General features: G+C 58.4%; 7 protein-coding genes. 3 read left to right on the top strand and 4 right to left on the bottom strand.

Annotation, left to right across the window (positions count from 1 at the left end):
* Window positions 1-55: 55 nt before the first annotated feature.
* Complete coding sequence (locus tag PMI23_RS26505) at window positions 56-508, bottom strand: hypothetical protein (RefSeq protein WP_007916808.1); 453 nt, start codon at window positions 506-508, stop codon at window positions 56-58.
* A gap of 538 nt (window positions 509-1,046) precedes the next feature.
* Between PMI23_RS26505 and PMI23_RS26500 the strand changes: the two genes are divergently transcribed.
* The gene (locus PMI23_RS26500) at window positions 1,047-1,235 is read left to right on the top strand and encodes a hypothetical protein (protein ID WP_007916807.1); all 189 of its coding nucleotides are present in this window, start codon (window positions 1,047-1,049) and stop codon (window positions 1,233-1,235) included.
* Window positions 1,236-1,300: 65 nt separating this feature from the next.
* Here the strand turns inward: PMI23_RS26500 and PMI23_RS26495 are convergent, their stop codons facing one another.
* The 3 genes from PMI23_RS26495 to PMI23_RS26485 all read right to left on the bottom strand — a co-directional run bounded on the left by PMI23_RS26495 (window position 1,301) and on the right by PMI23_RS26485 (window position 6,203).
* Complete coding sequence (locus tag PMI23_RS26495; RefSeq protein ID WP_007950222.1) at window positions 1,301-1,666, bottom strand: DUF6124 family protein; 366 nt, start codon at window positions 1,664-1,666, stop codon at window positions 1,301-1,303.
* Window positions 1,667-2,190: 524 nt separating this feature from the next.
* Window positions 2,191-4,602 carry a glucose/quinate/shikimate family membrane-bound PQQ-dependent dehydrogenase gene (locus PMI23_RS26490; protein ID WP_007950221.1) on the bottom strand — a complete coding sequence of 804 codons (2,412 nt, stop codon included), beginning with the start codon at window positions 4,600-4,602 and terminating at the stop codon, window positions 2,191-2,193.
* Between the two features lie 239 nt (window positions 4,603-4,841).
* Entirely contained in the window at window positions 4,842-6,203 is a 1,362-nt protein-coding gene (locus tag PMI23_RS26485; RefSeq protein ID WP_007916801.1) for a carbohydrate porin, read from the bottom strand.
* A 301-nt stretch (window positions 6,204-6,504) separates the two neighbouring features.
* Between PMI23_RS26485 and PMI23_RS26480 the strand changes: the two genes are divergently transcribed.
* Window positions 6,505-6,735 carry a VF530 family DNA-binding protein gene (locus PMI23_RS26480; RefSeq protein WP_007916799.1) on the top strand — a complete coding sequence of 77 codons (231 nt, stop codon included), beginning with the start codon at window positions 6,505-6,507 and terminating at the stop codon, window positions 6,733-6,735.
* 1 nt (window position 6,736) lies between these two features.
* Complete coding sequence (locus PMI23_RS26475) at window positions 6,737-7,369, top strand: Pr6Pr family membrane protein (RefSeq protein ID WP_007916797.1); 633 nt, start codon at window positions 6,737-6,739, stop codon at window positions 7,367-7,369.
* The last annotated feature ends 61 nt before the right edge of the window (window positions 7,370-7,430 follow it).

The raw sequence follows: 7,430 nt of genomic DNA, 5'->3' as shown, positions 1-7,430 counted from the left end.
GGGGCTTTTGATTTTACGTTCTGCATTTGGGTACGGGGTTACCTGACCAAGGTCGTTATAAAGGCCACGTCAGTTCCTGGAGCAGAAAGAACCCGTTGCAGGTGAGTTCACGTGTGTCATCCGTGTAGCGTGCCTTGCCGAAAAGTTCGAAGTCTTTGAAGTCATATCGGTAGAGGTTGGGGTTGAGCTTGGTGACTGCGATAGTTGAAGAGGACTCTGTTTTAAATTCATAAAACTGGATACCCCGGCCTGTAACGACTCTTTCAGAGTAGGCAGGTGTAGATGGCTTTAGCAGGTCGCGAAGTGAAACGGAAAAAGTTCGTTCGCTCGATAAGCCTTTTTTGTGACCGAAATCAAAGTAATAACCCCCTAACGGGTTGAATGACACAGAAGTGGCTTTGGTCCTGTAGCTGGTCAGATCTAAATACGTACCGCTGATAGTGCCTTTCACATCAATATCAAGAACACCGACGGCGAAGACTGCTGGGAATGCTTTTGAAGTTGTCATAGGGGGCTTCCTCGATTGATTGAGTTGGAGAAGGAAGTCTGAGAGAAACGGCATAACCTGTTAACTGTCATATCTGACAGGTTTTTATGCCTATTCGTGATGATGCCCTATGAGACGAGTTATATAGGACGCGCAAGATAATCCGGTGGCGGGGAGGGCCGCTTGCGAATGTGACCTGACAGCCGACCGTTTTCTAGCTAAATGCGCTCAATCCGACTATGGGCGAGCCTGCTCGCGGACGCGGTGTGTCAGGCACCGTAGATGTTGAATATGCTGACGCCTTCGCGAGCAAGCTCGCTCCCACAGGTTATTTCGAGTGCTTCTGAAATAGCGTGCACAAATAAGGCGATGCCTCTCGACAGTCATCTGCAATCTGACGGTTAACTCATAGATCAAAATTCATTGCGGTTTATTTCGAAGCGGTCTTGGGCCCCTGTAATTTCTGACAGTAGACACGTTGCCCGGTCGATCCGAGATTAACCAGGCGTCTTCAGGCAGGGCGGCGCATGCCGATTTACGGACTTAAAGGAATCCAGCCATGAGTTATACCGATACGAGTTACGAGGGCTGCACTATTCGCGAATACTCCCCTGACACCCCGGGTCTGCGTTATCGGGTGATCTATAGCGCGACGGATGAGAGTTTGTTGCTTGAGACTCGCAAACAGGCCGAGCAATTGATCATTGAGCGATTGCGGTTGATGAAAAACGGAGGGAAAGCTTCTTGAGTCAGCCGGGCTAACGCTCACCTGTGCAGGAGCAGCCTGCGGCAGCTCCTGCACCGGGTGGTTTGTCAGGTATTTGCGGGGATTTCGTGGTTATCCAGCACGCGGTTCACCGCCAGTTCGGCGAGCATGATGATCTGCTGAATCGCCAGGATCGTCCGTCGTTGCGGCAGGTCGATGTAGGCGGCGATGTCGCTGGTCATCAGGCTGGCCTGGGCCAGTGATTCGCAGGCGTGGACCAGCAGGCTTTCGCTGTCCTGCTCGGGGGCGACCTGGAACATGGTGCTGGGTTTGTGGAAGCGCAGGGTTAAGGCGTTGGGTTTGAGGTAGTGGTCGAGGGCGCGTTCGGCGGCTTCGTGGAATTTCTTGGAATCGGGGGATTCGTAGGGCGAGGTGTCATCGGTTTCTGGCGGATTGGGTGTTGGCTTTTTCATGGTGACGCTCCGAATGATAAGTGGGGCTGTCACTCTCAATCACCGCGACGCGACGGAGGGTGGCAGCTGTACGCAGGTTCGCGGACCGAGCCATTCGGCAATCTCGGCATACCCGAAGGTATCCCGCGCACAGCCACCATCAAACCAAACTAAAAGCACCTGAGCGCTCCAGTTTGGGCCGGCGATTATGCATCAAATCGAATGAACTGCTCGGGCCGCGACGCCCGTTCGCTGAATTTGCAGCGACCCCCCGAGCCTATCCAGCCGATTTCCGAGGCACAACCGACGCGACTTGTCGGAAAACTCCGCGCCACTTTCAACGTCTGTAGGACGAGTACCTTTCCCACAGATCAACGCATTTCAACCTGTAGGAGCTGCCGAAGGCTGCGATCTTTTGATCTGGCTTTTAAAAAACGAAGTCAAAAGATCGCAGCCTTCGGCAGCTCCTACATGGGTGTTTGGCGTGCACAAAAAAGGCGATGCCCCTTGCGGGACATCGCCTTTATTTTTACCGCCGCTAAATCTTATTCCGGCAGTTTGTACGCAATCACGTAGTCACCCATTTTGGTGCCCAGCGAGCCGTGACCGCCGACAACCAGCAGCACGTATTGCTTGCCGTCCTTGCCGGTGTAGGTCATCGGAGTCGCTTGGCCACCTGCCGGCAGACGCGATTTCCACAGCTCTTTACCGCTGTTCACGTCGTACGCGCGCAGGTACTGGTCGAGGGTGCCGCTGAGGAAGCCGACGCCGCCAGCGGTGACCATCGAGCCACCCATGCTAGGCACGCCCAAGGTGAAGCCGATCGGAATTGGCGAGCTGTCGCGGCTGGTGCCGTTTTTGCGTTTCCACACGACTTTGCTGGTGGTCAGGTCGATACCGGCAACGTAACCCCAGGCCGGGGCCTGGCACGGTACGCCGAACGGCGACATGAACGGGTGCATGATCACCGCGTAAGGGGCGCCGGTATTTGGCTGCACGCCAGCGGTCTCGCTTTCGCGTTTGCTGCCGGCGGCGACTTGCTCGCGTGGCACCATTTTCGAAACGAAAGCCATGTAGTTCGGGCTGGTGAACAGCATTTGGCGAACCGGGTCGACCGAGACGCCGCCCCAGTTGAACACACCAACGTTACCCGGATAGATCAGGCTGCCCTGTTCCGATGGCGGGGTGTACTGGCCTTCATAACGCAGTTCCTTGAACTGGATGCGGCACAGCATCTGGTCGAACGGGCTCGCGCCCCACATGGCTTTTTCGGTCAGTTCCGGGGCCAGCAGGTTGAGGTCCGAACGGGCCTGGGTCGGTGCGGTGTGGTCGCCTTTCACGGCGCCTTGCGGTACCGGGATTTCCTTGATCGGAATGATCGGCGTGCCGTCACGACGGTCGAGGACGTACAGGCTGCCCTGCTTGGTCGGGGCGATCAGCGCAGGTTTCACGCCATCGGCGGTTTTCATGTCGAGCAGGGTTGGCTGGCTGCCAACGTCCATGTCCCACAGGTCGTGGTGAGTGAACTGGTAGTTCCAGCGCACTTTACCGGTGGCCAGGTCCAGGGCTACAACGCCGGCGCTGAATTTCTCGGCGCCCGGGGTGCGGTCAGCGCCCCACTGGTCTGGGGTCTGGTTGCCCAGTGGCAGGTAAACCATGCCGAGTTTTTCGTCGACACTGGCCAGCGACCACATGTTCGCCGAGTTGCGGCTGTAGGTTTCACCCGGTGCCAAAGGCTCGGTGGCGTCTGGCTTGTCGCTGTCCCAGTTCCATACGAGGTGACCGTCGCGCACGTCGAAAGCGCGGATCACGCCCGATGGCTCGTTGGTCGATTCGTTGTCGGTCACGTGACCGCCCATGATCACCAGATCACGAGTGATCGCGGCCGGCGAGGTGGAGTAGTAGCCGCCAGCGGTGAACGGGCCGATGCCTTGGGTCAGGTCAACCACGCCTTTGTTGCCGAAGCCTTCGCAGATTTTGCCGGTGTCGGCATTCAGTGCGATCAGGCGAGCATCAGCGGTTGGCAGGTACAGACGACGCGGGCAGGCCTGAGCAACGGCTTTGCCGGCTTCGGAAATCACCGCGGAGGCGGCGTTTTCAGACTTGGCGTAAGCGGCTTCGTCGTAGTACGACACGCCACGGCAGGTCATGTGGGCGAAGCCTTTGAAGCCGACCGGGCTCTTGATCTGTGGGTCGAAGCGCCACAGTTCTTTGCCGGTGTCCGGGTCCAGGGCCAACACTTTGCTGTGCGCGGTGCAGGCGTAGATCATGCCGTTGGCTTTCAGCGGGGTGTTTTCGTTGGTCAGCTCGACCGGGTCATCCGCGGTCGGCAGGTCGCCGGTCTGGATGCGCCAGGCTTCTTGCAGCTTGCCGACGTTGGCCGGGGTGATCTGCTTCAGCGGCGAGTAACGGTCACCGAACTCGGTGCGGCCATAGGCCTGCCAGTCGCCATCGGGCATGGCTGGCGCGGTGCTGGTGGTGTCCGCCGTGTCGCGGCCCAGTTCGCCGAAGGTTTCGCCCGGGTGGGTGAACAGGCTGGCCAGAGCGGTAACGCCGGCCAGCACCACAGCGACGGTCAGACCGCCAGTGCCCATTGGCGCCGGGCCGTTCAGCAGCAGTGGACGACGGAACCACGGCAGCAACATCACGAAGCCGAGGACGAACCACAGGGCCAGACGTGGCACCAGCTGCCACCAGTCCAGACCGACTTCCCACAGCGCCCAAACGGTGCTGGCGAACAGAACGATGGCGTACAGGCCCAGCGCCGCGCGACGGCGCATCAGCATCAGAATGCCGGACAGCGCGATGCCGATACCGGCCAGCAGGTAGTACAGCGAGCCGCCGAGCATGCTCAGCTTGACCCCACCGGCCAACATGGCCAGGCCCATCAGTAGAAGCAGAATGCCGAGCAGGCTCGGTAGCAAACGGCCCCGACTCGAAGCACTTTCGGTGCTCATAGTGTGATTCTCCGTGACGTTTATGTAGTCCCGCGCTGTAGTCACTTTAGATGACGATTTGGCACAGGCATGGTTCAGATAAAAACTTGTCTAGCTAACGAATTTTTTCCGGATCCTTGTGGGAGCTGCGGTGCGACGATTCGACTTGCCAGCGATCGCGGTGCATCAGGCGACGTTGGTGTCGAATGTGAAATCGCTATCGCTGGCAAGCCAGCTCCCACAGGTTTCTTCAGTGTTTTCTAGAACGAGGACTGGATCTTGATCCCGCCGATCAGGGCGTCGTCGACGTCGTTCACGCCACCGGGGTGGCGGATGTATTGCAGGTTCGGGCGTACGGTCAGCCAGTTGGTTACATGCACGCCGTAATACAACTCGGCGCTGTATTCGGTGTCTTGCGGCGGCAGGAATGACGGATCGTCGTAGTCGTACACGGCGTTGGCGCGGTTGCTGGCTTCAGCATTTTTGCGGAAGGCCGGGTTGACGTGTACGCGGGCGAGGGCGAAACCGATGTCGTCCTTGGCGCGCGCATCGAACGGGCCTTTGTAGGTGATGCCGGCCTGGACGTAGTTGTCGATCGCGTTGGTTTTCTTGTCGTGCATCGTGCCGTTGGCGAACACGCTCAGGCCGCGCGAGTTGTCGCTGGCGACGCTGGTGATCTGCTGCTGAATACCCAGCCACACGCCGTGTTTGCTTGAGGCGCTGCGATAGGCTTCACCGCTCAGCGCTGCCGGCTGGCCTTGGCTGTCTTTATAGACGTCGCTGGCCTTGGCGTTGCTGTAGTAATAACCGGCGCGGTATTCGCCCGGCAGGCCGTTGAGTTTCGGCGTCCACACCAGTTCGATCGGCAGGATTGCGCCCTGGGTGCCGCTGCCGCTGAGTTTGAAGCCGTTGCCGCGATCGAGGTTCGACGGGTTCTGCTCGTAGGCGCCGACCTGTGCGTACAGCTCCGGGGTCAGGTGATATTTGACGCGCAGCGCCCATTGGCTGACCGGCCAGTTGTACCAGATGCCGCCGACCCAGTTGCCGACCTGCGAGCCGCAGAACGCCAGGTTCTGGAAGTCGCAAGGAAAGCTGTTGAAGTCTTCGCCTTCGCCGAAACGGCCGACCTTGATGTCGAGTTTCTGATCGAAGAACTTCTGCTGGTACCACATCTGCGTCAGGCGTGTGGTCTGGCCACGGCCCCAGACTTCCTGGGCCGAGGTGAAACCACCGACGCGCGGATCGTTGATGCGGTCGTTGCTGATGTTGTTGCCGCTGCGTTTGGTGATGGTCAGTTGAAACTCCGCATCGTCCCAGCCGAGGATCTTTTGCAGGTCCAGGTGTGTGCCCAGGCCAAACTGATCGCTGTAACGCGCGGTGCGGTCATGGTCGTAGCCACCGTGCAGGTTGCTGCCCATTTCGCCGGTGTAATCGAGCTTGAAATCGTAGCCTTTTTCCGAGAGTTCGGTGCGCGTGCCGTTCCAGTCACCGAGCATGTACGGTGATTCACTGTCGAACGCGGGCGCCGCTTGCACGCAGCTGGCGAGGCCGAGGGCGGTACAGCCGCCAAGGGTGCGCAGGGTTAAGATAGCGCTGTCTCGGGAGAAGGAAAAATCGGGCATGGCTAAGTCTTTTTTTGGTGTTTTCGGGGGCGCGAGCTGAGTGCTTCAATAAGTCGCAGGCAGTGAAGCGATTCAGCGGAAGGGCGGCAGGATAATGATCTGTTACAAAAACACAAAGGCCTTTTGTGAACATGCAGCGTTTCAGATTCGGTAACAGTGCGGCAAACGGGCGCATTGTCGGCCGGTTCGCAGCCTGCGATCTTTTCAGGTTGGCCTACATTTGAAGGTAGGCCTTCCACCCGATCACCCCCTCGGCTAAGGTGCGCGGCTTCTGCATTTTCACTTCGCCCAAAGGCCTGGCATGAACGAACAAACCCCCGATCCGCTGCACGGCGTCACCCTCGAACAGATTCTCAATGCGCTGGTGAGCCATTACGAATGGTCGGGGCTGGCCGAGCGCATCGATATTCGCTGCTTCAAGAGTGATCCGAGCATCAAGTCGAGCCTGACGTTTCTGCGCAAAACCCCGTGGGCGCGGGAGAAGGTCGAGCGCCTGTACGTGAAGTTGATGCGCACCAAGCGACCGCTTTGAAATGGACGCCTGTTGTTGGCGTCGTCGCCTGATCACCTGCGCAGCCGTGTTGGGCTGGGCGGGATTGGGCATTCAGCTTTACCTGATTTTCTTCGCGCGTTTAAGCGTTGGCGCGAGCCTGTTGGGCGGCGTGGTGAGCTTTTTCAGCTATTTCACGATTTTGACCAATACGCTGGTGGCGACGGTGTTGACCTGCGCGGTGACCGAGCGTGAATCCGCTGCGCGCCGCTGGTTTTTGCTGCCGTGGGTCAGCAGTGGGATTGCCGTTAGCATCGCTGTGGTGGGTCTCGCCTACAGCATTCTGCTGCGGCATTTGTGGCACCCGGAAGGTTGGCAATTTATTGCCGATGAACTGCTGCACGACGTGATGCCGTTGCTGTTTCTGGGGTATTGGTGGGTGTGCGTGCCCAAGGGCACTTTGCGCTGGTGGCATCTGCCGGTGTGGCTGCTTTATCCGCTGGTGTATTTCATCTACGCGCTGCTGCGCGGGCATTTGCTCGGCGCGTATGCGTATCCGTTCATTGATGTGGCGGTGTTGGGTTATCCACAGGTGCTGATCAATGCCGGGGGGATTTTGGTGGGGTTTGTGCTGATTGGGTTGTTGGTCATTGGCATGGACCGATTACGGCGATGAAAATCAAAAGATCGCAGCCTTCGGCAGCTCCTACAGGTGTACGCATTCCAATGTAGGAGCT

Origin of the sequence: Pseudomonas sp. GM24 (genome assembly GCF_000282235.1) — a bacterium.
Lineage (GTDB): Bacteria > Pseudomonadota > Gammaproteobacteria > Pseudomonadales > Pseudomonadaceae > Aquipseudomonas.
The sequence above is the reverse complement of the archived record's forward strand: the minus strand, read 5'-3'. Positions and strand labels throughout refer to the sequence as shown.

Bases quoted from the DNA above. Each gene is read 5' to 3' on its own strand.
- PMI23_RS26500 (WP_007916807.1), top strand. From the start codon at position 1,047: ATGAGTTATACCGATACGAGTTACGAGGGCTGCACTATTCGCGAATAC.
- PMI23_RS26495 (WP_007950222.1), bottom strand. From the start codon at position 1,666: ATGAAAAAGCCAACACCCAATCCGCCAGAAACCGATGACACCTCGCCC.
- PMI23_RS26485 (WP_007916801.1), bottom strand. From the start codon at position 6,203: ATGCCCGATTTTTCCTTCTCCCGAGACAGCGCTATCTTAACCCTGCGC.
- PMI23_RS26480 (WP_007916799.1), top strand. From the start codon at position 6,505: ATGAACGAACAAACCCCCGATCCGCTGCACGGCGTCACCCTCGAACAG.
- PMI23_RS26490 (WP_007950221.1), bottom strand. From the start codon at position 4,602: ATGAGCACCGAAAGTGCTTCGAGTCGGGGCCGTTTGCTACCGAGCCTG.
- PMI23_RS26505 (WP_007916808.1), bottom strand. From the start codon at position 508: ATGACAACTTCAAAAGCATTCCCAGCAGTCTTCGCCGTCGGTGTTCTT.
- PMI23_RS26475 (WP_007916797.1), top strand. From the start codon at position 6,737: ATGGACGCCTGTTGTTGGCGTCGTCGCCTGATCACCTGCGCAGCCGTG.